Source organism: Streptomyces sp. NPDC059454 (assembly GCF_042749965.1).
GTDB lineage: Bacteria > Actinomycetota > Actinomycetes > Streptomycetales > Streptomycetaceae > Streptomyces.
Genome location: NZ_JBHYVC010000033.1, coordinates 15,057 through 38,198 on the forward strand (window position 1 = coordinate 15,057; position 23,142 = coordinate 38,198).

General features: G+C 72.3%; 22 protein-coding genes and 1 tRNA gene. 10 read left to right on the forward strand and 13 right to left on the reverse strand.

Annotation, left to right across the window (positions count from 1 at the left end; all coding sequences use genetic code 11):
- Positions 1-35 precede the first annotated feature (35 nt).
- Together cobF and ACFXAE_RS22155 are read right to left on the reverse strand one after the other, a co-directional pair.
- A complete protein-coding gene (gene cobF / locus ACFXAE_RS22150) occupies positions 36-809 on the reverse strand; it encodes a precorrin-6A synthase (deacetylating) (RefSeq protein ID WP_384717491.1) in 774 nt (257 codons plus the stop codon).
- A 56-nt stretch (positions 810-865) separates the two neighbouring features.
- Entirely contained in the window at positions 866-1,390 is a 525-nt protein-coding gene (locus tag ACFXAE_RS22155; RefSeq protein WP_384717494.1) for a DUF309 domain-containing protein, read from the reverse strand.
- Between the two features lie 99 nt (positions 1,391-1,489).
- On the opposite strand from ACFXAE_RS22155, the gene ACFXAE_RS22160 reads away from it, so the two are divergent.
- A tRNA-Pro gene (locus ACFXAE_RS22160) sits at positions 1,490-1,563 on the forward strand.
- 773 nt (positions 1,564-2,336) lie between these two features.
- Here ACFXAE_RS22160 and ACFXAE_RS22165 read toward each other — a convergent pair.
- Positions 2,337-3,242, reverse strand: coding sequence for an endonuclease/exonuclease/phosphatase family protein (locus tag ACFXAE_RS22165; RefSeq protein ID WP_384717497.1), 906 nt, complete (start codon positions 3,240-3,242; stop codon positions 2,337-2,339).
- 228 nt (positions 3,243-3,470) lie between these two features.
- On the opposite strand from ACFXAE_RS22165, the gene ACFXAE_RS22170 reads away from it, so the two are divergent.
- Positions 3,471-4,451 (forward strand): aldo/keto reductase, encoded by a 981-nt coding sequence (locus ACFXAE_RS22170; protein ID WP_384717500.1) that lies wholly within the window; start codon positions 3,471-3,473, stop codon positions 4,449-4,451.
- A gap of 16 nt (positions 4,452-4,467) precedes the next feature.
- Here ACFXAE_RS22170 and ACFXAE_RS22175 read toward each other — a convergent pair whose 3' ends face one another.
- From ACFXAE_RS22175 to iolC, 5 genes are read right to left on the reverse strand one after another with little or no spacing between them, the layout of a single operon-like run.
- Positions 4,468-5,253, reverse strand: coding sequence for a GntR family transcriptional regulator (locus ACFXAE_RS22175; RefSeq protein ID WP_384717503.1), 786 nt, complete (start codon positions 5,251-5,253; stop codon positions 4,468-4,470).
- Positions 5,254-5,285: 32 nt separating this feature from the next.
- Positions 5,286-7,157, reverse strand: a complete 1,872-nt coding sequence (iolD, locus tag ACFXAE_RS22180) for a 3D-(3,5/4)-trihydroxycyclohexane-1,2-dione acylhydrolase (decyclizing) (RefSeq protein ID WP_384717506.1) — start codon at positions 7,155-7,157, stop codon at positions 5,286-5,288.
- Positions 7,154-8,047 (reverse strand): 5-deoxy-glucuronate isomerase, encoded by an 894-nt coding sequence (gene iolB, locus ACFXAE_RS22185; RefSeq protein ID WP_384717509.1) that lies wholly within the window; start codon positions 8,045-8,047, stop codon positions 7,154-7,156. Before iolB ends, iolD begins: the two co-directional genes overlap by 4 nt.
- Before the next feature lie 28 nt (positions 8,048-8,075).
- Entirely contained in the window at positions 8,076-8,951 is an 876-nt protein-coding gene (locus ACFXAE_RS22190; protein WP_384717512.1) for a deoxyribose-phosphate aldolase, read from the reverse strand.
- 13 nt (positions 8,952-8,964) lie between these two features.
- Positions 8,965-9,957: a 5-dehydro-2-deoxygluconokinase gene (iolC, locus tag ACFXAE_RS22195; protein ID WP_384717515.1), complete on the reverse strand. Its 993-nt coding sequence runs from the start codon at positions 9,955-9,957 to the stop codon at positions 8,965-8,967.
- A 317-nt stretch (positions 9,958-10,274) separates the two neighbouring features.
- On the opposite strand from iolC, the gene ACFXAE_RS22200 reads away from it, so the two are divergent.
- Genes ACFXAE_RS22200 through ACFXAE_RS22220 form a run of 5 tightly spaced genes read left to right on the forward strand, consistent with a single transcriptional unit; the run spans position 10,275 to position 15,233 of the window.
- Complete coding sequence (locus ACFXAE_RS22200) at positions 10,275-11,294, forward strand: sugar ABC transporter substrate-binding protein (protein ID WP_384717517.1); 1,020 nt, start codon at positions 10,275-10,277, stop codon at positions 11,292-11,294.
- Positions 11,294-12,370: an ABC transporter permease gene (locus ACFXAE_RS22205; RefSeq protein ID WP_384717520.1), complete on the forward strand. Its 1,077-nt coding sequence runs from the start codon at positions 11,294-11,296 to the stop codon at positions 12,368-12,370. The genes ACFXAE_RS22200 and ACFXAE_RS22205 overlap by 1 nt, the downstream gene beginning before the upstream one ends.
- A gap of 5 nt (positions 12,371-12,375) precedes the next feature.
- Positions 12,376-13,287, forward strand: a complete 912-nt coding sequence (locus ACFXAE_RS22210; protein ID WP_384717523.1) for an ATP-binding cassette domain-containing protein — start codon at positions 12,376-12,378, stop codon at positions 13,285-13,287.
- A 1-nt stretch (position 13,288) separates the two neighbouring features.
- Positions 13,289-14,191 carry a sugar phosphate isomerase/epimerase family protein gene (locus tag ACFXAE_RS22215; protein ID WP_384717526.1) on the forward strand — a complete coding sequence of 301 codons (903 nt, stop codon included), beginning with the start codon at positions 13,289-13,291 and terminating at the stop codon, positions 14,189-14,191.
- 25 nt (positions 14,192-14,216) lie between these two features.
- Positions 14,217-15,233, forward strand: a complete 1,017-nt coding sequence (locus ACFXAE_RS22220; RefSeq protein ID WP_384717529.1) for a Gfo/Idh/MocA family protein — start codon at positions 14,217-14,219, stop codon at positions 15,231-15,233.
- Between the two features lie 43 nt (positions 15,234-15,276).
- Here the strand turns inward: ACFXAE_RS22220 and ACFXAE_RS22225 are convergent, their stop codons facing one another.
- The 4 genes from ACFXAE_RS22225 to ACFXAE_RS22240 are packed head-to-tail and all read right to left on the reverse strand — an operon-like array spanning position 15,277 to position 19,321.
- Positions 15,277-16,296, reverse strand: a complete 1,020-nt coding sequence (locus tag ACFXAE_RS22225) for a Gfo/Idh/MocA family protein (protein WP_384717532.1) — start codon at positions 16,294-16,296, stop codon at positions 15,277-15,279.
- Complete coding sequence (locus tag ACFXAE_RS22230) at positions 16,293-17,297, reverse strand: Gfo/Idh/MocA family oxidoreductase (protein WP_384717535.1); 1,005 nt, start codon at positions 17,295-17,297, stop codon at positions 16,293-16,295. The genes ACFXAE_RS22225 and ACFXAE_RS22230 overlap by 4 nt, the downstream gene beginning before the upstream one ends.
- A 53-nt stretch (positions 17,298-17,350) precedes the next feature.
- Complete coding sequence (locus ACFXAE_RS22235; protein ID WP_384717538.1) at positions 17,351-18,127, reverse strand: SDR family oxidoreductase; 777 nt, start codon at positions 18,125-18,127, stop codon at positions 17,351-17,353.
- An 18-nt stretch (positions 18,128-18,145) separates the two neighbouring features.
- The gene (locus ACFXAE_RS22240) at positions 18,146-19,321 is read right to left on the reverse strand and encodes a phytanoyl-CoA dioxygenase family protein (protein WP_384717541.1); all 1,176 of its coding nucleotides are present in this window, start codon (positions 19,319-19,321) and stop codon (positions 18,146-18,148) included.
- A gap of 107 nt (positions 19,322-19,428) precedes the next feature.
- Between ACFXAE_RS22240 and ACFXAE_RS22245 the strand changes: the two genes are divergently transcribed.
- Together ACFXAE_RS22245 and ACFXAE_RS22250 are read left to right on the forward strand one after the other, a co-directional pair.
- A complete protein-coding gene (locus tag ACFXAE_RS22245) occupies positions 19,429-20,463 on the forward strand; it encodes a LacI family DNA-binding transcriptional regulator (protein WP_384717544.1) in 1,035 nt (344 codons plus the stop codon).
- Between the two features lie 53 nt (positions 20,464-20,516).
- Complete coding sequence (locus tag ACFXAE_RS22250; RefSeq protein WP_384717547.1) at positions 20,517-21,128, forward strand: TMEM175 family protein; 612 nt, start codon at positions 20,517-20,519, stop codon at positions 21,126-21,128.
- A 7-nt stretch (positions 21,129-21,135) separates the two neighbouring features.
- On the opposite strand, the gene ACFXAE_RS22255 is transcribed toward ACFXAE_RS22250, so the two are convergent.
- Positions 21,136-22,299, reverse strand: coding sequence for a Gfo/Idh/MocA family protein (locus tag ACFXAE_RS22255; RefSeq protein ID WP_384717550.1), 1,164 nt, complete (start codon positions 22,297-22,299; stop codon positions 21,136-21,138).
- 188 nt (positions 22,300-22,487) lie between these two features.
- Here ACFXAE_RS22255 and ACFXAE_RS22260 point away from each other — a divergent pair, with 188 nt between their 5' ends.
- The gene (locus tag ACFXAE_RS22260; protein WP_384717553.1) at positions 22,488-23,138 is read left to right on the forward strand and encodes a GntR family transcriptional regulator; all 651 of its coding nucleotides are present in this window, start codon (positions 22,488-22,490) and stop codon (positions 23,136-23,138) included.
- The last annotated feature ends 4 nt before the right edge of the window (positions 23,139-23,142 follow it).

The following is a 23,142-nucleotide window of genomic DNA, read 5'->3' on the forward strand; positions in this document are numbered from 1 at the left end:
CCCGGCGGGTGGTCGTCGGCCGGCGGACCTGCCGCTCAGCCCTCGGCCGGTCTGCGGCGCAGCAGATACGTGTCCATGATCCAGCCCTTGCGCTCGCGGGCCTCCGCACGGAGCCGCTCGATACGGGGAGCGGCCTCGGCCAGCGGCCCGGAGACCAGGATCTCGTCCGGGGTACCGATGTAGGCGCCCCAGTAGATGTCGACGTCCTGGTCGGCGTACGCGCGGAAGGCCTGCTGGGCGTCGAGCATCACCACCACGTCGTCCACGCCCTCCGGGAACCCCTCGGCGAGCCGCCGCCCCGTGGTGATCTGCACCGGGCGGGCGACCCGGTTGAGCCCCGTGCGGTGCCGGGCGACCAGCGCCGAGACACTGCTGATGCCCGGTACGACGTCATAGCCGAAGGCGACGCGGCCGCGCTCCAGGATCTCCTCGAGGATGCCGATCGTGCTGTCGTACAGCGACGGATCGCCCCAGACCAGGAACGCCCCGGTCTGGTCCTCACCCAGCTCCTCGGAGATCATCCGCTCGTAGATGTCCGCACGGGCACTGCGCCAGTCCCCGACGGCGGGGGAGTAGGCCGGACCACCGGCCTTCCGGTCCCGCTCCGGGTCACGTGCCTCGACGACGCGGTAGGCACCCCCCGGTATGTGCGCGTCGAGCATGTCCCGGCGCAGCCGGGTCAGGTCCGCCTTCGCCTCGCCCTTGTCCAGGATGAAGAACACGTCCGTGTTCCGCAGTGCCTTGACCGCCTGCAGGGTCAGCTGGTCGGGGTCGCCCGCGCCGATACCGATGACATGAATCTCTCGCACGCCCCCGAGTCTGCCGCACGGCACTGACAGCGCGTGCACCGCACCCGGCCCCTCCGTCAGGAGGCCCCCCGCAGCCGGGGCGCCCGTGCCCCCGCGTCCACCGGAGCGCCCGCCTCCACCTCGGTCGCCAGGTCCCGGGCCCAGGCGATCACACCGGAAAGATCGATCCCGTGCGGCCGGTGACCGGCTCCCGCGGCCCACTGCTCGACCGCTCCGGCCCCGCGCCGCAACAGCCGCGCCCCGCCGGTGACGTTCCCGCGCGCGGCATGGGTGAGCCCCACAGCGAGCTGGGCCAGCCCCCGCCACAGCTCGCGCTCCTCCTGCGGCCCCGACTTCCAGGCGTCCTCGAAGACCTCGTGCGCGTGGAACGGCTTCCCCTCGTCCAGCAGCCGCTGCGCCTCAGCGACGCTCTCCTCCGGCCGCCGCACGACCCCCTCGGGCTGCCGGGGCACGCCCGCTGCGCCGTACGGCAGGGGGCGCCCGAGCCCGTCCCGCGGCCGGGCGTTGCGCGCCCGCCCCTCACCGTCCCGGTCCCGCGCATCGGCCGTCCGGCCCGAGGAAGTGCTCTCCGTGCTGCTCATACGCCGATTGTCCCGCGCCCGGTCCGATTCCGGGCGCCCCGGGGATGTGGGGTAAAGTGCTGTTCGCGCGATCACGCGGTTCACCGCATGTGAGCGCACCGGGACGTGGCGCAGCTTGGTAGCGCACTTGACTGGGGGTCAAGGGGTCGCAGGTTCAAATCCTGTCGTCCCGACTTTGTGAAGTCGCGGTCCAGGGGCCATTCCAGCGAAGGTCTGGAATGGCCCCTGGCCGTTCCCGGGGACCGGCTGAGGGCCGGAGGGCTCGACCGGGCCGTACACCCCGTTGACGTGAGCGCTTTCCACTCTCCACGGGACGATGCCCGTATGCCCGCACCCGTCCGACACCCCCGCCGGTAGTGGTCGTGGCTGTGTTCCGGGGCGCCGGCCGAGGACAGGTGTCGTGGGGCCGTCGTGATGGCCGCGGCGGCGGGGGCCGGCGCCGTCGAGGGGGTGCGGCCGTTCCAAGTGGTGCGGTGCGGTCGTCACGGACTCCAGGCCGTTGCCGAAGGCGACGCCGCGGTGAGCGGGTCCGGGGCGTGCTCCGTCGCTGGGCACGGCCGCGGTGAACCAGGTGCTGGAGGCGCGCGTGTTACGGCCGTGCTAAGCAGCAATACCCGGTCGGGGTCCCGGCAAGACGTCCGAATCGGAAGGGAAGGCCCAAGCGTGGCCGAAATACCGCAGTCGGGGTTTTCCGCAGGCCGAGACGGTCGGTGACGGGACGACGGCCGACCAGGCGGTGCCGGCCCGGCGGCTCGGCCACGGGCCGCCGATCGTCCCGTCGGCCGGGACCCGCGCCGCAGTCCGGGAGCTGTGCCGGTACGGTCGCTGCTCCAGGTACGCGCCGGGCCGCCGCCCTGCGCGTGTCCCACCCGCACAGGCCTACCGGCCCCGACACTCGACTGTCGGGCGGATGCCCGGACAGCACCCGGTCAGGTGCGGTACTCGTTCAGCGCAGTGTGATCCGCGCCGCGACCGGCAGGTGGTCGCTGCCGGTCGCGGGCAGGGTGCGGATGCGGGCGACGGTCGCCGAGCGGGCCATGACCTGGTCGATCCGGGCCAGCGGGAGGGCGGCGGGGAAACTGAAGGCGAAGCCCCGCCGCGCCACGTCCATCCGTGAGGTGAGCGGGTCCAGCCCGCGGTCGTCGACCGTGCCGTTGAGGTCGCCCAGCAGGAGCACCGTTTTCAGCGGTTCGGCGGCGACGGCCTCGCCCAGCAGGCCGGCGCTCTCGTCGCGCGAGGAGGACGCGAGGCCGCTCGCCCCCACCCGGACCGAGGGCAGGTGCGCGACGTACGCCGCGATCTCGCCGTGCGGCGTGTGGACCACGGCCCGCAGTCCGCGACTCCAGGGCTTTGTGATGCCCTGCGGTCTGATGTCCAGGAGCCGGGCATCGGTGAGTGGATGCCTCGACCACAGTCCGACGGTGCCCCGGACCGCGTGGTACGGGTAGTCCGGGGCGAGAGTCTTCTCGTACACCGCGAGCGCCGGGACCACCAGTTCCTGCAGCGCGACGAGATCCGGGCCGGCGTCGGTCAGGGCGCGGGCCGTGCCCGCCGGGTCGGTGTTCTCGTCGCTGACGTTGTGCTGCACCACCACCAGGTCGTGCGGGCCGGACTCCCCACCGGGCAGGAGCAGCCCGCCGAAGTGGTACGTCCAGGCCGCCGTCGGCAGGAGCAGGGCCACCAGGGCGGTGGCCGAACGGCGCAGCAGGGCCAGGCCGAGCAGCAGGACGACCGCCGGCCCGAGCCAGGGCAGGAACACCTCCAGCAAACTGCCCAGGCGGCCCGGCGAGTTGGGCACCGCCCGGTGGAACGCCAGCAGTCCGGCCGTCAGCACCGCGAACGCGGTGAGCACCCGCCCCCGCGTCCGGACCCGCCGGCGCCACGCCCCTCGGGGCGCCGCTGTTGCCCGCTCCACCTGGTTTCCCGTCCGCTCGACTCGTTGTCCAGGACGAATCGCGAGGCGGATCGGTTTCCGCTTCGCCGAGACGTGCCGTGGCCACGCTTGACCTGGAGCGCTCTTCAAGCGGAAGACTCCCGTTCCGTGCCCCGACAGCGGGGTGTGAAACGGGAGGAGTCAGGCATGAAGTACCGCACCATCGGGACCGGTCCGCACAGCCGCCGCGTGAGTGTGCTCGCGCTCGGGGCAATGCTGTTCGGGTCGGTGACCGACGAGAAGACCTCCTTCGCCCTGCTCGACCGCTATGTCGAGGCCGGCGGGAACTTCATCGACACGTCCGACAACTACGCCTTCTGGACCGACGGCGGCCAGGGCGGACAGAGCGAGGAACTGCTCGGCCGCTGGCGCCGCAGCCGCGGGGCCGGCGACGAGATCGTCTTCGCGACCAAACTCGGCGCCCGCCCCCTCGCCCCCGGCACGAGCTACACCGACAACGCCGAGGGCCTGTCCGCGAAGGTGATCCGGGAGTCGTCCGAACGCAGTCGCGAACGGCTCGGGCTGGAGCGGCTGGACCTGCTGTACGCGCACATCGACGACCACACCGTCCCGCAGCGCGAGACGGTCGAGGGCTTCGGGGCCCTGGTCGCCGAGGGCACGGTGGGGCTGCTCGGCGTGAGCAACCAGGCCGTGTGGCGGGTGGAGCGGGCCCGTGCCCTCGCGGCGGCGGCCGGTCTGCCCGGCTACGAGGTCCTGCAGTACCAGCACAGCTATCTGCGCCCCCGCTTCGACGTCCCCGACGACCTCTTCCCCGACGGCAGCCTCGGCCACGCGGGCGCGGAGCTGGCCGGTTATCTGCGCGCCGAGCCCGCCCTGACCCTGGTCGCCTACTCGCCGCTGCTCAAGGGCGCCTACGCCCGCCCCGAACGCCTGCCCGCCGACTACGACCACCCGGGGACCCCGGCCCGCCTCGCCGTGCTGCACGAGGTCGCCCGGGAGACCGGGGCGACGCCGGGCCAGGTCGTGCTGGCCTGGCAGATCGGTCACGAGCTGCCGGTTCTCCCGCTGACAGGCGTGTCGTCGGTGGCCCAACTGGAGGAGAACCTGGCGGCGGTGGACCTGGAACTGTCGGCGGAGCAGCGGGCCCGGCTGGACGCGGCGCACTGAACCGCCGGCCCCCGCCTCACGGTCTGACCAGCAGCTGGAAGTCGAACGAGTACCGGGACGCACGGTAGACGTGGGTGCCGTACTCCACCGGCCGGCCGGTGTCGTCGTAGGCCGTGCGCTGCATGGTGAGCAGGGCGGCGCCCTCCTTCTCGTCCAGGCGGGCGCCCTCCGCCGCGGTGGCCGCGCGGGCGCCGACGGTCTGGCGGGCGCTGTGCAGGGTGATGCCGGCCGAGCGCATCATCCGGTACAGGCCGGTCGCCTCCAGGCGGGCGCTGTCGAGGCCGAGCAGCCCCGACGGGAGGTAGTTGCACAGCAGGGCGACCGGCCGGCCGTGGGTGGAGCGCAGGCGTTCCAGCAGGACCACCTCGTCGCCCTCGGCCAGCCCCAGGGCGGCCGCCGCATCCGCGGGCGCGGGGACCGTCTCGTTGCGGACCACCTGCGTGGTCGGGCCCTGCCCGGCCGCCTCCAGGTCGTCGTAGAGGCTGCTCAGCTCCAGGGGGCGTCTGACCTTGCTGTGCACCACCTGAGTGCCCACCCCGCGCCGCCGGACGAGCAGCCCCTTGTCGACGAGGGACTGGATGGCCTGGCGGACGGTGGGGCGGGACAGACCGAGCCGTACGGACAGGTCGACCTCGTTGCCCAGCAGGTTGCCCGGGGCGAGGACGCCCTGCTCGATCGCCGCCTCCAGCTGCTGCGCGAGCTGGTGGTACAGCGGCACCGGACTGCCCCGGTCCAGGGCGAAGTCCAGGGTGCTCAGCGCGGGTCCGGTCGCGGCATGTGCGGGGTCACCGGTCTTCGTCATGGACGTACCTTCCTGTAGCGGAGCGGGCGGGTTCAGAGGTGGCGGCGGCGCCCGGCGACCTCGGAGTCGTACCGTGCGCGGGCCCGGACGGCGGCGTCGCGGGCGGACACCTCGGCCACCGGCACGTCCCACCACGCCTCGGCCGGGGGAGCGGTGGGAGCGGGGTCGGTCTCGACGTACACGCACGTCGGCCGGGAGGAGGCGCGCGCCTCGGCCAGCGCGTTCCGCAGCTCCCGCACGGTCTTGGCGCGCAGTACGTCCATGCCGAGGCTGGCCGCGTTCGCGGCGAGGTCCACGGGCAGCGGGGCACCGGTGAAGGTGCCGTCGGCGGCCCGGTGACGGTAGGCGGTGCCGAAGCGTTCGGCGCCCACCGACTCCGACAGGCCGCCGATGGAGGCGTACCCGTGGTTCTGCACCAGGACCAGATTGACCGGCAGGTTCTCCTGGACGGCGGTGACGATCTCCGTCGGGTTCATCAGGTACGTGCCGTCGCCGACCAGTGCCCAGACCGGTGTGCCGGGCGCGGCCTGCCGGACCCCCAGCGCGGCCGGGATCTCGTAGCCCATGCAGGAGTAGCCGTACTCCAGGTGGTACTGGCGGGGGCTGCGCGAGCGCCACAGCTTGTGCAGGTCCCCGGGGAGCGAACCGGCCGCGTTGATCACCACGTCCTCGTCGCCGACGACCGCGTCGAGCGCGCCGAGCACCTGCGTCTGCGTGGGTACGGCCGTGTCGTCGTCCGCGCGGTAGGCGGCCAGGACGACCCGCTCCCAGCGCTCCTTGCCGGCCCGGTACTCCGCCTCGTACGACGGCTCCACGCGGTGGCCGGCGAGCGCCCCGGCCAGCTGTTCCAGCCCCGTGCGCGCGTCGCAGACCAGGGTGCGCGCCGCCAGCTTGTGCGCGTCGAACCCGGTGATGTTGAGGTTGAGGAAGCGCACGTCCGGGTTCTGGAAGAGGGTGCCGGAGGCGGTGGTGAAGTCGGAGTAGCGGGTGCCGACGCCGATCACCAGGTCGGCGGTGCGGGCCAGTCCGTCGCTCACCGCCGTGCCGGTGTGGCCGATGCCGCCGAGGTCGGCGGGGTGGTCGTGGCGCAGGGAGCCCTTGCCTGCCTGGGTGGAGGCGACCGGGATGCCGGTGGCGTCCACCAGCGCCTTGAGCGCCTCCTCGGCCTCGCTGTGGTGGATCCCGCCGCCCGCGACGATCAGCGGGCGCCGCGCGGCCCGTACGGCCGCCACGGCCGCCGCCAGTTCCCCCGGGTCCGGGGCGGGACGGCGTACGGACCAGACGCGCTCGGCGAAGAACTCCTCCGGCCAGTCGTACGCCTCCGCCTGCACGTCCTGGGGGAGGGCCAGCGTCACCGCACCGGTCTCGGCCGGGTCGGCGAGCACCCGCACGGCGCCCAGCGCGGAGGGGATCAGCGCCTCGGGGCGGGTGACCCGGTCGAAGTACCGCGACACCGGGCGGAGCGTGTCGTTGACCGACACGTCCGCCTCGACCGGGTGCTCCAGCTGCTGGAGCAGCGGGTCGGCGACGCGGGAGGCGAAGTAGTCGCCGGGAAGCAGGAGCACCGGCAGCCGGTTGATGGTGGCGAGCGCCGCGCCGGTGACCAGGTTGGTCGCGCCGGGGCCGATGGACGTCGTCACCGCCTGCGCCGAGAGCCGGTTCAGCTGGCGGGTGTAACCGACGGCGGCGTGCACCATCGCCTGCTCGTTGCGGCCCTGGTGGTACGGCATGACGTCCGAGTACTCGACCAGCGCCTGCCCGATGCCCGCCACGTTGCCGTGGCCGAAGATGCCCCAGGTGCCCGCGATGAGCCGACGGCGCACGCCGTCGCGTTCGGTGTACTGGGCGGACAGGAACCGCACCAGGGCCTGGGCGGTCGTCAGTCGGCGGGTGATGGCGCTCATGCGGACCTCTCCGGTGCGGTGTAGAGGGGGAGCCGGGCGTCGACCGCCTGGTCCGGCCAGGTGTCGCGGACCCAGGCGTGGTCGGGGTGGTCGCAGATCAGCCAGGCGCGTTCGGCCTCGGGTCCTGCCATGACGTTGAGGTAGTACATGTGGTGGCCGGGCACGGCCATCGACGGCCCGTGCCAGCCGTCCGGGACGAGGACGACGTCGCCGTCGCGCACCTCGGCCAGCACGTCCGTCTCGCGGCCCGGACCGGAGGGGGAGACCCGCTGGTAGCCGAGGCCGGGCGTGCCCTCGTGGCCGGCGAACTCGAAGTAGTAGATCTCCTCCAGCACGGACTCCTCGCCGGGCCGGTGTTCGTCGTGCTTGTGCGGCGGGAAGGAGGACCAGTTGCCGCCCGGGGTGAGCACCTCGACCGCGATCAGCCTGTCGCACTCGAACACGCCTGCCGCGCCGAAGTTGTTGACCTGCCGGGAGCAGTTCCCGGTGCCGCGCAGCTCCACGGGGACGTCGGCGGCCGGTCCGTAACGGGCGGGCAGCCGGCGGGTGCAGCGGGCGCCGGTGAGCGCGAACCGTCCTCCGCCCGTGGAGGACACCGCCGCTCGGGCGTCGCGCGGGACGTAGGCGAAGTCGGTGACGCCGTCGAACACACCGGTGCGGCCGGTGAGTTCGAAGGTGTCGTGGCCGAAGTCGTCGTCGGCGGTGACCGTGCAGCCGCCGTTCAGCGGCAGCACGATCCACTCGCTGTCGCCGGTGTCGAAGGTGTGACTGCCGCCCGGGGGCAGTTCCAGCACCCGCAGGCTGGAGTGACCCCAGCCGGCCGTATCCGGGTTCACGTCGACGACGTAGGGGCCGGCGACGGCCTTGCCCGCGGGAAGGTGATGTGTCATGGCATGCCTCCGTGTCGCAACAGGCTTCTCACAACAGGCCGACGGCCGTGTCGACCGCCGTCTCCACACTGCCCTCGGCCGGGTAGAGCAGCGAACGGCCGACGACCATCCCCATCACGGTGGGCAGCCGCAGCGCCTTGCCCCACCGCTCGTACGCCGCCTCCTGGTCGCCGACCTCGCCGCCGAGCAGGACGACGGGCAGCGTGGAGGCCCCCAGCACCTCCGGCATGGCGTCGACGTCGTCGGTGACGGGGAGTTTCAGCCAGGTGTAGGCGGAGGTGCCGCCCAGACCGGAGGCGACGGCGATGGAGCGGGTGACGGCCTCGGCGGAGAGGTCGTTGCGGACCCGGCCGTCCACCCGGCGCGAGATGAACGGCTCCACGAACACCGGCAGCCGGTGTTCGGCCATGGCGTCCACGGCGCGGGCGGAGGACTCCAGGGTGGTCAGCGAACCGGGGTCGTCGTAGTCGATACGGACCAGCAGTTTGCCCGCGTCGAAGCCCAGCCGGGCGATGTCCTCGGCGCGGTGGCCGGTGAAGCGGTCGTCCATCTCGAAGGACGCGCCGGCCAGGCCGCCGCGGTTCATCGAGCCCATGACGACCTTGTTCTCCAGCACCCCGAGGAGCAGCAGGTCCTCCAGGATGTCGGCGGTGGCCAGCACCCCGTCGACGCCAGGCCGGGACAGCGCGGTGCAGAGACGTTCCAGCAGATCGGCGCGGTTCGCCATGGCCAGTCGGCGGTCACCGATGCCGAGCGCGCCCCGGGCGGGGTGGTCGGCGGCCACGATCATCAGCCGGCCGCTGTCGCCGATCAGCGGGCGCCGTGCCCGGCGGGCGGCGGCCTCGGCGACGGCCTCCGGGTTGCGGGCCCGGACCGTGGTGAGGCCGGGGATGCTGAGGTTCAAGGAAGGGCTCCGTTCAGGACTGGCTCGGCAGGCCCGCCGCGTCCGGCGACGCGGCCCGCGCGAGGAGGTCCGCGACCTCCGGCTCGGTCGGCATGGCGGACGAACAGGCGAGGCGGGAGGCGACGACGGCTCCGGCGGCGTTGGCGTGGCGCATGGTCTTCTCCAGGTCCCAGCCGGAGAGCAGGCCGTGGCAGAGCGAGCCGCCGAAGGCGTCGCCCGCGCCGAGGCCGTTGACCACCTCGACCGGCACCGGTCCCACCTCGGCCCGGGTGCCGTCGCGGTGCACGGCGAGCACACCCCGGGGGCCCTGCTTGACCACCGCCAGCTCCACCCCGGCCGCCAGCAGCGCCTCGGCGCAGGCCCCGGGCTCGCGCACACCGGTGGCGACCTCGCACTCGTCGAGGTTGCCGACCGCGACCGTGGCGTGCCGCAGCGCCTCGCGGTAGTACGGGCGGGCCTGCTCCGGGTCCCGCCAGAACATGGGGCGCCAGTCCAGGTCGAAGACGGTGGTGCCGGCCCTGTCCCGGGCCTCCAGGGCGGCGAGGGTGGCCGAGCGGCTGGGCTCCTCGCTCAGACCGGTGCCGGTAATCCAGAAGATCCCGGCCGCGCGCACGGCGGTCAGGTCCAGCTCGTCGGCGCGGATCTCCAGGTCGGGGGCCTTGGGGCGGCGGTAGAAGTACAGCGGGAAGTTGTCCGGCGGGAAGATCTCGCAGAACGTGAGAGGGGTGGGGTACGCGGCGACCGGGGCGACCCAGCGGTCGTCCACGCCGAACTCCTTCAGCGCCTCGTGCAGAAAGGCGCCGAAGGGGTCGTCACCGGTGCGGGTGATCACCGCCGCGGAACGACCCATTCGGGCGGCCGCCACCGCGACATTCGCGGCCGATCCGCCCAGGAATTTCCCGAACGTCTCCACCTGCGCCAGCGGAACACCGGTCTCCAGTGGATAAAGATCGACCCCGATGCGACCCATGGTGATCAGGTCGAAATACTGTGGTGAGTCGGCCATTGAACGACGCTCCTCGAGCTGCTGGGGATGCGGGTCCCAGGACGCCCTGCCACGGTGGGGGCGTGGATTCCAGGGACCTGCCGCCTCACAGGTGTAGGTCTCGGAGGGCGGCGATGTCAATAGTTTGTACTTACATTCGGACTAGTGCGTGAAATGATGTCTTGACAAAGTATTGACAGCGGGTGGTTCTGGGGATTGGATCGCGTCCCAGCATGACCGCCGTGTTCTATGGCACACCCCCGGACTTCCGAGGTTCCGGGCACCGGATCCTCGGACTTCCGCCCTTTCTCCGCATAGCACAGTGAGGTGCAGGACAGATGGACCGCTCTTCGCACACCCGCTCCCGCAGAATCGCGCCGTTCGTCGCGGTCGCGGCGGCAGCCGCCCTGACCCTCGCCGGCTGCTCCAGCGGTTCCGGTGGCAAGGAGTCCGAGGAAGGCGGAGCGGACGCCTCCGCGGGCAAGGCGAACACGCCCCGCATGAAGGTCGCCCTGGTCACCCACCAGGCTCCCGGCGACACCTTCTGGGACATCGTCCGCAAGGGCGCCGAGGCCGCCGCCGCCAAGGACAACGTCGACCTCGTCTACTCCGCCGACCCGAACGCCGGCAACCAGGCCACCCTGGTGCAGAACGCGATCGACCAGAAGGTCGACGGCATCGCGGTCACCCTCGCCAAGCCGGACGCGCTCAAGGAGGCCATAGCCAAGGCGAACGCGGCCGGCATCCCCGTCGTCGGCCTCAACTCCGGACTGAGCGACTGGAAGGACCTCGACCTGCTCGAGTTCTTCGGCCAGGACGAGTCCGTGGCGGGCGAGGCGTTCGGCAAGAAGCTGAACGAGGTCGGCGCGAAGAACGCCGTCTGCGTCGTCCACGAGCAGGGCAACGTCGGCCTGACCCAGCGGTGCGACGGGGTGAAGGAGACCTTCGAGGGCGAGACCCAGATCCTCAACGTCAACGGCACCGACATGCCGTCGGTGAAGTCGACGATCACCGCGAAGCTGAAGCAGGACTCCTCCATCGACTACGTCGTCACCCTCGGCGCGCCCTTCGCGCCGACCGCGGTGCAGTCGGTGGGCGACGCGGGCAGCAAGGCGAAGGTCGCCACCTTCGACCTCAACAAGGAGCTGACCAAGGCGATCGAGGCCGGCGACATCCAGTTCGCCGTGGACCAGCAGCCCTACCTGCAGGGCTACCTCGCCGTCGACGGCCTGTGGCTCTACAAGAACAACGGCAACTACAGCGGCGGCGGTGAGCAGCCGGTGCTGACCGGCCCGGCGTTCGTCGACAAGTCCAACGTCGAGGCGGTCTCCGAGTACGCCGCGAAGGGCACTCGGTGATGAGCATGGCCCGACAGGCTGAGCCGGCGGTGAGCACACCGCCGGTCCCCGGCCCGGAACAGAGCGACGGCCGCACCGTGCGGCGCCCCCTGGCACTGCGCCTGCTCGCCCGGCCCGAGGTCGGCGTGTTCCTCGGCGCCGTGGCCGTCGTGGTGTTCTTCCTGTTCGCCGCGCCGCCGGTGCGCGACGGCAGTTCCATGGCGAACATCCTGTACCAGTCGTCGGTCATCGGGATCATGGCGCTGCCCGTGGCCCTGCTGATGATCGGCGGCGAGTTCGACCTCTCGGCCGGTGTCGCCGTCGTGGCCTCGGCACTGACCGCGAGCATGCTCAGCTACCAGCTCACCCTGAACGTGTGGATGGGCGTGATCGTCGCCCTGGTGGTCTCCCTGGGGATCGGCGCGTTCAACGGCTGGATGCTGGTCAGGACCGGGCTGCCCAGCTTCCTGGTCACCCTCGGCACCTTCCTGATCCTGCAGGGCGTGAACCTGGCGGTGACCAAGCTGGTCACCGGCAACGTCGCCACCGACAGCATCGGCGACATGGACGGCTTCGACCAGGCCAAGGCGCTCTTCGCGTCCAGCTTCGACGTGGCCGGCGTCCAGGTGAAGATCACCGTGGTGTGGTGGCTCGTCTTCGCCGCCCTCGCCACCTGGGTGCTGCTGCGCACCAAGTACGGCAACTGGGTCTTCGCCGTCGGCGGCAACAAGGACTCCGCCCGCGCGGTCGGCGTCCCCGTCACCTTCACCAAGATCTCCCTGTTCATGCTGGTCGGCTTCGGCGCCTGGTTCGTCGGCATGCACAACCTGTTCTCCTTCAACACCGTGCAGTCCGGCGAGGGCGTGGGCCAGGAACTCATCTACATCGCCGCGGCGGTCATCGGCGGCTGTCTGCTGACCGGCGGCGCCGGCTCCGCGATCGGCCCGGTCTTCGGCGCCTTCATGTTCGGCATGGTGCAGCAGGGCATCGTCTACGCCGGCTGGAACCCCGACTGGTTCAAGGCATTCCTCGGCGTGATGCTGCTCGGCGCCGTCCTCATCAATCTGTGGGTCCAGCGCCAGGCGACCCGGAGGTGACCGCAATGACCGACAAGACCACCGGCACCCACGGTGCCGTCCTCAAGGACACCCCGCCGGACGGCGACCGCCCCTTGGTCGAACTCCGCTCCGCCGGCAAGTCCTACGGCAACATCCGCGCCCTGCACGGCGTCGACCTCACCGTCCACCCCTCCAAGGTGACCTGTGTCCTCGGCGACAACGGCGCGGGCAAGTCCACCCTCATCAAGATCGTTTCCGGCCTGCACCAGCACACCGAGGGCGAGTTCCTCGTCGACGGCGAACCGGTGCGGTTCTCCACCCCGCGCGAGGCCCTCGACCGGGGCATCGCCACCGTCTACCAGGACCTCGCGGTCGTCCCGCTGATGCCGGTGTGGCGCAACTTCTTCCTCGGCTCCGAGATGACCAAGGGCCCCTGGCCCGTCCGCCGCCTCGACATCGACCGGATGAAGAAGACGGCCGACGAGGAACTGCGCAACATGGGCATCGTCCTGGACGACCTGGAGCAGCCCATCGGCACGCTCTCCGGCGGCCAGCGCCAGTGCGTCGCCATCGCCCGCGCCGTCTACTTCGGCGCGCGGGTGCTGATCCTGGACGAGCCGACGGCCGCCCTCGGCGTCAAGCAGTCCGGCGTGGTGCTCAAGTACATCGCGATGGCCCGCGACCGCGGCCTCGGCGTCATCTTCATCACCCACAACCCGCACCACGCCTACATGGTCGGCGACCACTTCAGCGTGCTGCGCCTGGGCACCATGGAACTCAGCGCCGACCGCAGCGAGGTCGGCCTCGAGGAGCTGACCAACCACATGGCCGGCGGCGCCGAACTGGCCGCCCTCAAGCACGAGCTGGCGCAGGTCGGCGGCGTCGACACCGAGGAACTCCCCGAGGAGGGCGACCTCCAGACCTCCGTAGCCGCAACTCCGGAAGGAAAGTCCTGACATGGCAGTCGCGCTCGACCGCATCCGGGTCGGCTCCGCCCCCGACTCCTGGGGCGTCTGGTTCCCCGACGACCCGCAGCAGGTGCCCTGGCGGCGCTTCCTCGACGAGGTCGCCGAGGCCGGCTACTCCTGGATCGAACTCGGCCCCTACGGCTACCTCCCCACCGACCCGGCCCGCCTCGGCGACGAGGTGAAGAAGCGCGGCCTCAAGGTCTCCGCCGGCACCATCTTCTGCGGACTGCACCGCGGCCCGTCCGAGTGGGACGCCACCTGGGAGCAGGTCAGCCGCGTCGCCGCGCTCACCCGGGACATGGACGCCAAGCACCTCGTCGTCATCCCGTCCTTCTGGCGCGACGACAAGACCGCCGAGATCCTCGAAGCCCCGGAGCTCACCACCGAGCAGTGGGGCCACCTCACCAAGGGCATGGAACGCCTCGGCCGCGAGGTGAAGGACACGTACGGCCTGGACATCGTCGTCCACCCGCACGCCGACACCCACATCGACACCGAGGAGCACGTCGAGCGCTTCCTCGACTCCACCGACTCCGGCCTGGTCAACCTCTGCCTGGACACCGGCCACTACGCCTACTGCGGCGGCGACAGCGTCAAGCTGATCGAGACCTACGGCGAACGCATCGGCTACCTCCACCTCAAGCAGGTCGACCCGGAGATCCTCGCCGACGTCGTCAAGAACGAGGTCCCGTTCGGACCGGCCGTGCAGCGCGGGGTGATGTGCGAACCGCCCGCCGGCGTCCCCGAGCTGGGCCCGGTCCTCACGGCCGCGCAGAAACTGGGCGTGGACCTGTTCGCGATCGTCGAGCAGGACATGTACCCCTGCGAGCCGGACAAGCCGCTGCCGATCGCCGTACGCACCCGCGCGTTCCTCCGCTCCTGCGGCGCCTGACGACCCGGAAGGGGAGGCGTAAGACATGAACCGGCGCGAGCCACTGCGCATCGCCGTCATCGGCACCGGCCGCATGGGCGCGGACCACGTACGCCGTATCGACCGGGTCGTCAGCGGCGCGCGGGTCACCGCCGTCGTGGACGTCGACGCCGAACGGGCCGAGGCCGTCGCCGCGGGCGTCGACGGCTGCACCGCCCACACCGACCCGGCCGCCGCGATGGCGGCCGGCGTCGACGCCGTGCTCGTCGCCTCCCCGGGACCGGCCCACGAGGCCGCCCTGCTCGCCGCGTTCGCGCACGACCTGCCCGTCCTGTGCGAGAAGCCGCTCACCCCCGACGCGGCCTCCGCCCTGCGCGTCATGGAAGCCGAACAGGCCCTCGGCCACCGCAGGGTCCAGGTCGGCTTCATGCGCCGCTACGACGCCGAGTACGTGAAGCTGAAGGCCCTGCTGGAGACCGGACAGCTGGGCCGCCCGCTGATGCTGCACAACCGCCACCGCAACGTGGCCTCCCCGCCCTTCTTCACCAGTGCGATGCTCATCAGCGACTCCGTGGCCCACGAGGTGGACGCCACCCGCTGGCTCCTCGGCCAGGAGATCACCGCCGTGACGGTGCTGCGCCCCACCCCGTCGGCCGGCGCCCCCGAGGGACTGACCGACCCGCAGTTCGTCGTCCTGGAGACCGACGGCGGCGCCCTCTCCGACGTCGAGATCTTCGTCAACTGCGGCTTCGGCTACCAGGTACAGGCCGAGGTGGTCTGCGAACGCGGCACCGCCCGCGTCGGCGACGGCCACGCCCTGGTCACCACCATGGCCGGCCGCTGGGGCGGCACCATCACCCAGGACTGGACCGAACGCTTCGCCCAGGCCTACGACGACGAGGTCCAGGCCTGGGTCGACACCACGCGGCGCGGCGAGGTCACCGGCCCCAGCACCTGGGACGGCTACGCCGCGGCGGCCGTGTGCGAGGCGGGGGTGCGGGCGCTGGAGAGCGGCGGCCGGGTGGAGGTCGACCTGGTGGAGAAGCCCGCGCTGTACCGCTGACACCATGCGTACGGCCGCCCTTCGAGGGGCGGCCGTAGGCGTGTCAGCCGAGCGCGGTCCGCGGTCGCGGGGCAAGCCCCGCGGCCTCGTAGCACGCGTCGATCAGCCGCATCGTCGCCACCGCGTCGTCCGCGTCCAGCGGGAGCGCCGTGCCCTCGCGTACCCGGTCGGCGAACGCCTCCAGTTGGTACGTGTACGACGACCGGGCGCCGAGGTGTTCCGTGCGTTCGCCGTCCGGAGTGCGGACGACGACACGGTCGTCCAGCTGCGGGAGCACGAAGTTCGGGGCCGTGGCCTCGCCCCGGCTGCCGACGACCCGCATGCTCATCTCCAGCCGGTCGTACGCCATGTGGCAGCGGGCGCTGCCCGTCGCGTCGCCCGGGAACTCCAGGCCGGCGTCCAGCCACTCGTCCACGCCCGGTGCCCCCTCCCGCTCACCGGCCCGCGCGGACAGCGGGCGCGGAGCGCCGCCCGCCCAGGGGGCGAGCATGCGCAGCGCGTGCAGGCCGTAGCAGCCGAGGTCCATCAGGGCGCCGCCGGCCAGCGGCAGCGACCAGCGCGGGTCGGTCGCCTCCGGGGCGGGGATCGCCACCATGGCCTCCGCGTGGCGGAGTTCGCCGAGCTCACCGGAGGCCAGCAGCTCGTGCAGACGCCGGGTGACCGGGTGGAAGAGGTAGTGGAACGCCTCCATGAAGACCGTGCCGGACTTCGCCGCCGCCTCCCGGACCTCCTCCGCCTCCCCGGCGTTGCTCGCCGACGGCTTCTCGCTCAGGACGTGCTTGCCGGCCGTCAGTGCCGCCAGGTTCCACGGACCGTGCAGGCCGTTGGCGAGCGGGTTGTAGACGACGTCGACCTCGGGGTCGGCCAGCAGTTCGGCGTACGAGCCGAGGGTCCGCTCCACGCCGTGGGCCGCGGCGAAGGCCTCGGCCCGCGAGCGGTCGCGGGCGGCCACCGCGACCAGGCGGTGGCCACTCGCCCGGGCCGGGGCGACGAGGGAGCGCTCGGTGATGCGCGCGGCTCCCAGGATTCCGATGCGCAGGGGTTCCCGGCCGGTTTCGCTCATGTCCGCCGTACCTCCTCGATGGTGACGGGACGGTGCTCGTGCAGCGACAGTGTGCACGCCTCGGCGATCCAGCCCGCCTCCAGCGCGTCGGCGACCGTGCACGGCGAGGGCCGGGAACCGGCCACGACCTCGGTGAACGCGGTCAGTTCGGCGCGGTAGGCGGCGGCGAAGCGGTCCATGAAGAAGTCGTGCGGGGTGCCCGCGGGGAAGGTCACGCCCGGCTCCACCGACCGCAGCGGCAGCTTGTCCTCCAGCCCCACCGCGATGGAGTCGGCGAAGCCGTGGAGCTCCATGCGGACGTCGTGTCCCCGGCCGTTGTGACGGCTGTTGGAGACCACCGCCAGGGTGCCGTCGTCCAGCGTGAGCACCGCGCCGGTGGTGTCGGCGTCGCCCGCCTCCCTGATGTAGTCGGCGCCCCGGTTGCCGCCGGCCGCGTACACCTCGGTCACCTCCCGGCCGGTCACCCAGCGGATGATGTCGAAGTCGTGCACCGAGCAGTCCCGGAAGATGCCCCCGGACGCGGCGACGTACGCGGCCGGCGGCGGCGCCGGGTCCAGCGTGGTCGAGCGCACGGTGTGCAGCTTGCCCAGCTCCCCGGAGCGTACGGCGGCCCGCGCGGCGACGAAACCGGCGTCGAAGCGGCGGTTGAAACCGATCTGGACCGGCACGTCACGGCCCCCGACGGCCTTCAGCACCGCCACGCCCTCGCCGATGGTGCGGGCCACCGGCTTCTCGCAGAAGACGGGCACGCCCGCCTCGACGCAGGCGAGGATCAGCGCCGGGTGGGCGTCGGTCGCGGCGGCGATCACCACGCCGTCCACCCCGGCCGCGAGCACGGCCTCGGGGGAGTCCGCGACCTCGGCGCCGAACCGCTCGGCGGCGGTCTTCGCGGCGTCCGTGAACGGGTCGGAGACGACGAGGGACTCGACGGCGCCGAGCCCCGCCAGGGTCTCGGCGTGGAAGGCGCCGATACGGCCGAGACCGAGGATTCCGATGCGCATGGGGACGGTGCTCCTTGCTTGCGGGTACGTACGAGCGGAGATGTGCGGGGAGATCAGTCGAGGCCGCCGAGGACGTTCTGGTCCCAGTCGATCACGGAGCCGGTGACCACCCCGGAACGGTCGGAGAGCAGCAGGACCACGAAGTCGGCGATCTCGTCCGGTTGGCCGAGTCTGCCCATCGGCAGCCGCGCGGCGGCCTGTTCGCGCCAGTCGTCCCCGGCGCCGTGGAAGGCGCGCTGGGTGGCGTCCTCGCCCTCGGTGGCGGTCCAGCCGATGTTCAGGCCGTTGATCCGGATCCGGTCCCAGCGATGCGCGTGCGCCGCGTTCCGTGTCAGGCCGATCAGCCCGGCCTTCGCGGCGACGTACGGTGCCAGGAACGGCTGCCCGCCGTGCGCGGACGAGGTGATGATGTTGACGACCGTGCCGGGGGCCGCGCGCCGCACCATGTCCGCGACGGCGGCCTGCATGGCGAAGAACGGCGCCTTGAGGTTGATCGCGATGTGCTGGTCGAACAGTTCGGGTGTGGTGTCGAGCAGCGTCCCGCGGGAGGTCAGGCCGGCGGAGTTGACCAGGCAGTCGACCCGCCCGTACGCCTCCACCACCCGCGCGACGCAGGCCTTGGCTTGCTCGGCGTCCGCCAGGTCGGCCCGCGCGAACATCGCCTTGCCGCCCGCGGCGGCCAGCTCGGCCACCAGCGCCTCACCCGGCTCCGGGCGCCGCCCGCTCACGGCCACGACCGCCCCCGCGCGGACCGCGGCCCGCGCGACGGCCGCGCCGACGCCCTGACTGCCACCGTTGACGAGGACGACCTTGTCGTCGAGAAGTCCCATGCCGGTGTCCGGGTCCCTTCAGCTCTCGCGCCGCTTGGCGCCGGTTCGCAGTTCGCCCCGCAGGGTCCGGGCGGTCCAGCCCTCGCGCAGGGCCCGGCGGACGACGTCGGCCTGCGAGGGCGGGGCCAGGCCCTCGACCGGCGGGTCGCTGTCGAGGTTGGTGGGGAAGGGGTAGCCCTCGGCGCTCGCCGCGATCACGTTCTCCAGCCACCGCTCGCCGGCGCCCTCGCCCTGCCGCTTGAGGAGCACCGGGTAGACGGCGCCCGCCACGGCCTCGCGGTCCACCGTCTCCATCGCCCGGCCGAACGCCGAGGACACCTGGAGCAGGTTGGCCATGCGCCGGATGTCCGCCGAGTGGTTGGTGCCGGCGGCGTGGAACAGCGCCGGGTTGAAGAACACCGCGTCGCCCTTGGCGAGCGGCAGCTGGACGTGGTGCTCCCCGAAGTACGCCCGGAACTCCGGGAGCCGCCAGGCGAGGTAGCCCGGCTCGTACTTCTGCGAGTGCGGCAGGTACAGCGTGGGCCCGGACTCCACGGGCATGTCACAGTGCGCCACCGCGCCCTGGAGGGTGAGCACGGGGGAGAGGCGGTGCACATGCGCCGGGTAGGCGGCGGCGACCTCGTTGGAGAGGAAGCCGAGGTGGTAGTCGCGGTGCGCGGTCTGCGCCGCGCCGCCCGGGTTGACCACGTTGACCTGGGAGGTGACCTGGTAGCCGGGGCCGAGCCAGGCCGAGGAGACCAGCGCGACGATCTCGTTGCCGTAGTAGTCGGCGAACGCCTCGGGGTCGTACAGGGCCGCCTTCTCCAGGGCGTTCCATACCCGGTCGTTGGCGCCCGGCCGGGCGAAGTGGTCACCGGCGCCGGCGCCCGAGGCGCGCTGCTCGGCGATCAGGGCGTCGAACACGGCGGTGGTCCGGTCCACCACGGCCGGGTCGGCGAAGGCCCCGCGGATCACCACGATGCCGGGGCCGTCCGCGAACGCGCGCACCAGTTCGGCCTGGACGGCACGGCGGTCGGCGAGGACGAGCCGGGCGGCGTCGTACAGCGGCACGTTCCGCTCGACGGCACTGGCGTGCGGGTAGGCGGCGGCATCCGTCGGCTGCTCGACCAGCGCGCGGAAGGCGTCCAGGTCGCAGTCCCGCTCGGACAGCCAGGCGGCCGGCGCGGGCGTCTGCCGGTAGGTGGAGGTGGACATGGGGTCGTCCCTTCGGGTCACGGAGCGACGCGGCTGGTGTCATTCTTGTCAGTACAAACCCTTCGAACAACCAGCAGGAAGCCATCAAAAACCCCTCAGGAGCCGATGTGGGCCACCCCTTCCCGATCCGGGAAATCGCACGTCAGGCCGGGTTGAGCGAGGCCACGGTGGACCGGGTCCTCAACGGCCGGGGAGGAGTGCGGGAGAGCACCGCGCGGGAGGTGCGCCGGGCGATCGCCGACCTGGACCGGCAGCGCACCCAGGTCCGGCTGGTCGGCCGGACGTTCATGGTGGACATCGTGATGCAGTCGCCGGAGCGGTTCTCCACCGCCGTCCGGGCCGCCCTGGAGGCCGAACTGCCCTCCCTGCACCCGGCGGTGGTCCGCTCCCGCTTCCACTTCCGGGAGACGGGCCCGGCGGGGGAACTGGTCGCGGTCCTGGACCGGATCGGCCGGCGCGGCTCCCAGGGCGTGTTCCTCAAGGCGCCCGACGTCCCCGAGATCACCGCGGCCGTCGGCCGGCTCGCGGCGGCCGGCGTTCCGGTGGTGACCCTGGTGACGGACCTGCCCGTGAGCGCCCGGATCGGCTACGTCGGCAGCGACAACCGCGCGGCGGGCGCGACCGCCGCCTACCTCATGGGACAGTGGCTGGGCGAGGGCCCCGGCAATGTGCTCACCAGCCTCTCCAGCGGCTCCTTCCGCAACGAGGAGGAGCGCGAGATGGGCTTTCGCGCCACCATGCGCACCCGGCACCCCGGGCGGAGCCTCGTCGAGATCACCGAGGGACAGGGCCTGGACGCCACCCAGTACGACCTGGTCCGGGCCGCCCTGGAACGCGACCCGGAGATCCGCGCGGTCTACTCGATCGGCGGCGGCAACATCGCCACCCTGCGCGCCTTCGAGGACGCGGGGCGCGAGTGCGCCGTGTTCGTCGCGCACGACCTCGACCACGACAACACCCGGCTGCTGCGCGAGCACCGGCTGTCCGCCGTGCTCCACCACGATCTGCGCCACGACCTGCGCGAGGCCTGCCACCTGGTGATGCGCGCCCACGGCGCCCTGCCGCCCGCCGGACCCACCCTCCCCTCCGCGATCCAGGTCGTGACCCCCTACAACATGCCGCCCCTGACGTCGGCGGGGTGACGGCCGGGCGTGTAGCCCCGTGCGGCCGGCCGGGCCTGCCTACCGTCGTGCGCATGAGGAATCCGACCCCGGAAGGCGGGCCCGAGCGGCTGATCACGCTCGCCGACGGCGTGTTCGCCATCGCCATCACCCTGCTCGTCCTGGACGTCTCCGTACCGCAGGGGCTGAACTCCGAGGAGTTCCACCGGGCCCTGGGCGACGTGCTGCCCAACCTGGGCGCCTACGCGATCAGCCTGGCGGTGCTGGCCGGCTTCTGGCGCGACCACCGCGCGATCTTCCGCACGGTCCGGCAGGTGGACGGGCAGGTGATCTCACTGACCGTGCTCGGTCTGGGCCTCGCGGCGCTGCTGCCGTTCCCGACCGCGCTGGTCTCCGAGTACGGCGAGGAACGCGCCTCGGTGGTCATCTACGCGGCGGCGGTCGCCGCACTCGGTGCCGTCCACCTGGCGCTGGCCGCCCTCGTCGCCCGGCGCCCCTGGCTGCGTGGCGGGGCCGCCCCCGTGCGGGACGAGACGCTCTCCGCCATCGACCTGGGGGTGACGGTGGTGGTGTTCCTCGTGACCATTCCGCTGGCCCTGCTCATGGGGCCCGGCGCCATGTGGTGGTGGCTGGTGCTGGTACCGGTCAAGGTGTGGCTGGGCCGCCGGGAGAACGTGGCCCGCTGACGGCCGGTCAGGCCGGCGCGTCCACCGTCACCCAGGCCCTGCTCTCCGCCGACCGCGCCATCGCGTCCAGCACCGTGGCGCTGTGCACGGCGTCGGCGAGAGTGGCCCCGTAGGGCACTCCCTCCGCGACGGAGCGCAGGAAGCGGTACGCCTCGATCACCTTCAGGTCGTCGTAGCCCATGGCGTTCGCGGCACCCGGCTGGAAGGCGCCGAACTCCCCGTGGTCCGGGCCGACGTAGACGGTGCTGACGGGCTGGTCCTGGTAGACGGTGCCCCGGCTGACGCCCAGTTCGTTCATCCGGCGGAAGTCCCAGAACACCGCTCCCTTGGTGCCGTGCACCTCGAAGCCGTAGTTGTTCTGCTCGCCGACCGACACCCGGCACGCCTCCAGCACCCCGCGCGCACCGGAGGCGAACCGCAGCAGACAGCTGACGTAGTCCTCGTTCTCCACCGGGCCCGGTTCGCCGCCGGCCGCGCGGGAGTGACCGGCCGTGGCGCCCGCCGGGCGGGCCCGCTCGGGCAGGAAGACCGCCGTGTCCGCGGTCAGTGAGGCGATGTCGCCGAGCAGGAAGCGGGCCAGGTCGGCGCCGTGCGAGGCCAGGTCGCCGAGCACCCCGCTGCCCCCGCGCTCCCGCTCGTAGCGCCAGGTCAGCGCACCCTCGGGATGGGCCGCGTAGTCGCTGAAGAGGCGGATGCGGACATGGGTGACGGTGCCGATGTCACCGGAGGCGATCAGCTCGCGGGCCGCCTCCACGGCGGGCGCGTTGCGGTAGTTGAAGCCGACCGCCCCCTGGACTCCGGCCTCGGCGACCGCGTGCGCGACCGCGCGGGCGTCGTCCGCGCCCAGGCCCACCGGCTTCTCGATCCAGATGTGCTTGCCGGCCCCGGCCATCGCGACACCGATCTCGCGGTGCAGGAAGTTCGGGGCGGTGATGCTGACGGCCCGCACCCGGGGATCGGCGGCCACCTCCCGCCAGTCGCGGGTCGCCGAGGCGAACCCGAACCGCGCGGCGGCCTCCTCGGCCCGGCCCGGCACCTCCTCGGCGACCGTGACCAGCTCGGGACGGAGGGCCAGCTGCGGATAGTGGTGCCGCACGCGTGCGTACGCCTGGGTGTGCACCCGCCCCATCCAGCCGAATCCGACGACGGCGACACCCAGCGCGTCCACCATGAAAGCCTCTCTCCGGCCCGGTCCGTGTCCTGTCCGCTCACCTTCTGCGGGGATCCGGAGTCCTGTCAACCTTTTGACAGGACAATGTGCGCGCCGGAAGTGGTGCCCGCAATACGGCGAACAAAATTGTTGACAATATTGTTTGGCTGGATTTACGTTCGACAGGCACTCACTCAGGGAGGGCGACCATGCCGAACCGAGCCCGTCCGGGTACCGGGGAGCAGGCCAAACAGCTTGCGCTCGGGCAGCTGCGGGAGGCGATCTCGCGCGGCGAGATGGCGCCGGCGCAGCGGCTGGTGGAGAACGAACTCGCCGAGCAGTTCGGCGTGACCCGGGCCAGCATCCGGGCCGCGCTGATCGAGCTGGAGTCCCAGGGGCTCGTGGAGCGGATCCGCAACCGTGGTTCACGGGTGCGGGTGGTGACCGTGGAGGAAGCGGTCGCCATCACCGAATGCCGCCTGGTCCTCGAAGGTCTCTGCGCGGCGAAGGCGGCGGCCGCCGTCACCGACGCACAGGTCACCGAACTCGAGGACCTGGGCACGTCGATGCGCAAGGCCGTGGCCGACGGCGAACCGCTCACCTACTCGGAGCTCAACCACGAACTCCACGCCAGGATCCGGGAGTTCTCCGGCCAGTTGACGGCCGTGGAACTACTGGAGCGGCTCAACGCCCAACTGGTGCGGCACCGCTTCCAGCTGGCGCTGCGACCGGGGCGTCCGCAGCAGTCCCTGAACGAGCATCTGGCCATGATCGAGGCGATCGGGGCCAGGGATCCGCAGGCGGCCGAGGCGGCCGTCCGCGCCCACCTCACCAGCGTGATCGAGGCGCTGCGCGACTGACACA